Source organism: Nocardia farcinica, assembly GCF_029867845.1.
Classification (GTDB): domain Bacteria; phylum Actinomycetota; class Actinomycetes; order Mycobacteriales; family Mycobacteriaceae; genus Nocardia; species Nocardia farcinica_A.
In genome coordinates, this window is the sequence record NZ_JARWRU010000644.1 from 1 (window position 1) to 1,651 (window position 1,651).

The 1,651-nt window shown below is 70.5% G+C and carries 3 protein-coding genes; 2 read left to right on the plus strand and 1 reads right to left on the minus strand.

Going from position 1 to position 1,651, the window contains the following annotated elements:
- Both QH283_RS14265 and QH283_RS14270 read left to right on the plus strand, forming a co-directional pair.
- Positions 1-572: acetate--CoA ligase family protein (locus QH283_RS14265; RefSeq protein WP_280503483.1), on the plus strand; the 572-nt coding region annotated here is incomplete at its 5' end.
- A gap of 167 nt (positions 573-739) precedes the next feature.
- Positions 740-1,048: a DUF4333 domain-containing protein gene (locus tag QH283_RS14270; RefSeq protein ID WP_280503484.1), complete on the plus strand. Its 309-nt coding sequence runs from the start codon at positions 740-742 to the stop codon at positions 1,046-1,048.
- Positions 1,049-1,188: 140 nt separating this feature from the next.
- Here the strand turns inward: QH283_RS14270 and QH283_RS14275 are convergent.
- On the minus strand, positions 1,189-1,651 hold a 463-nt coding region (locus QH283_RS14275; RefSeq protein ID WP_280503485.1), incomplete at its 5' end, for a sigma-70 family RNA polymerase sigma factor.

Here is a 1,651-nt window from a genome sequence, read left to right on the forward strand (position 1 = left end):
CGGCCGCCGAGGAACTCGGCTATCCCGTCGCGGCCAAGGCGACCGGCGAACTGTGGCGCAAGCGCGCCGATCTCAGCGGGGTGCGCCTGGATCTGTGGCGTCCCGAGGCGGTGCGCCAGGCCTATGCCGACCTGGTCCGCATGTGCGGCGACCCGGTGCTGCACATCCAGCGGATGGCCACCAAGGGCGTCGGCTGCATCCTGCGGGTGCAGGACGACCCGTCGTTCGGTTCGGTCATCGAGTTCGGGTTGTCCGGCCCGATCATCGAGATGCTCGGCGACCGTGCCTATCGCGCGCTGCCGCTGACCGAGGCCGAGGCGGCCGCGCTGATCGACGCGCCGAGGGCGGCGCCGTTGTTGTCGGGCACCCCGGTCAGCCCCCGGGTGGACAAGGCGGCGCTGATCGAGCTGACGCAACGCATCTCGGCGCTGTTCGACGATCTGCCACAGATGCGCGAGCTGGCCTTCGAGCCGGTGCTGGCCTCGCCCGCCTCGGCGGAGATCCTGTACGCGCGCGGGCGGATCGGGCCGGAACCGAGCCGTTTCGACGAGGGGCCGCGCAGGCTCGCCTGAGGCCGCCTGCTGCGGCAGAATTCGGCGTATCGAGCGCGGATCAGGAAACACTGCCCAGGAATTCGGCCGGGCCCGGTAACAGCCCGGCCGAGCCGCCCCGATCTACGGGAGGACTTACCGCGTGGCCACCGTGGCCGCGCGCTCCCCGCCAGGAAGGTCGTAAATCCATGAAGATTCGTCTCGCCGGAATCGTCGCTCTCGCCGGCCTCGCTCTCGCCGGTTGCTCGGTGAGCATCGGCTCGACCACGCCCACGGTCAAGGAGGCCGATCTGGAGCGCTCGGTCGCCCAGACGCTGGAGAGCCAGCTCGGACAGCCCTCCGACGAGATCGACTGCCCCGACGACCTGAAGGGCGAGGTCGGCGCGGTGCTCGACTGCACCCTCACCGTCGACGGGCAGACCAGCGGCCTGACCGTGACGGTCACCTCGGTCGAGGGCGATACGGTCAACTACGACGTCGAACTCGAGACCGCCTGACCCGTGAGCCCCACCCGCCCGGAGTAGGGCGGACGGGCCGGGGGTTCGCGGTGACGAAAGAAAATGCCTGGTCGCTCCTCGGAGCGGCCAGGCATTCTTCGTGTGTTCGTGTGCTGCCCCGGCGGGGGCAGGCGGGCTGGTCAGCTGGCGTAGGCGCGCAGCCGGTCGGCCCGCTCACCCTTGCGCAGCTTGGACATGACCTCGCGCTCGATCTGGCGCACGCGCTCGCGCGAGAGACCGAACAGCTTGCCGATCTGGTCGAGGGTGCGCGGCTGGCCGTCGTCCAGGCCGAAGCGCAGCCGGATGACCTGCTGTTCGCGCTCGTCGAGGGTCGCGAGCACGCTGCGCACGTCACGGTGCAGCAGGCCGGCGATCACCGCGGACTCGGCCGAGGTGGCCTCGGAATCCTCGATGAAGTCGCCCAGCGGGGCCTCCTCGTCGTTGCCGACCGGCATGTCCAGGCTCACCGGGTCGCGGCTGTGGTCGAGCAGATCGGCGATCTTCTCCACCGGGATGCCCGACTCGGCCGCCAGCTCGGCGTCGGTGGCCTCACGGCCCAGCTGCTGGTGCAACTCGCGCGTGATGCGCGCCAGCTTGTTCACC

Bases quoted from the DNA above. Each gene is read 5' to 3' on its own strand.
- QH283_RS14270 (WP_280503484.1), top strand. From the start codon at position 740: ATGAAGATTCGTCTCGCCGGAATCGTCGCTCTCGCCGGCCTCGCTCTC.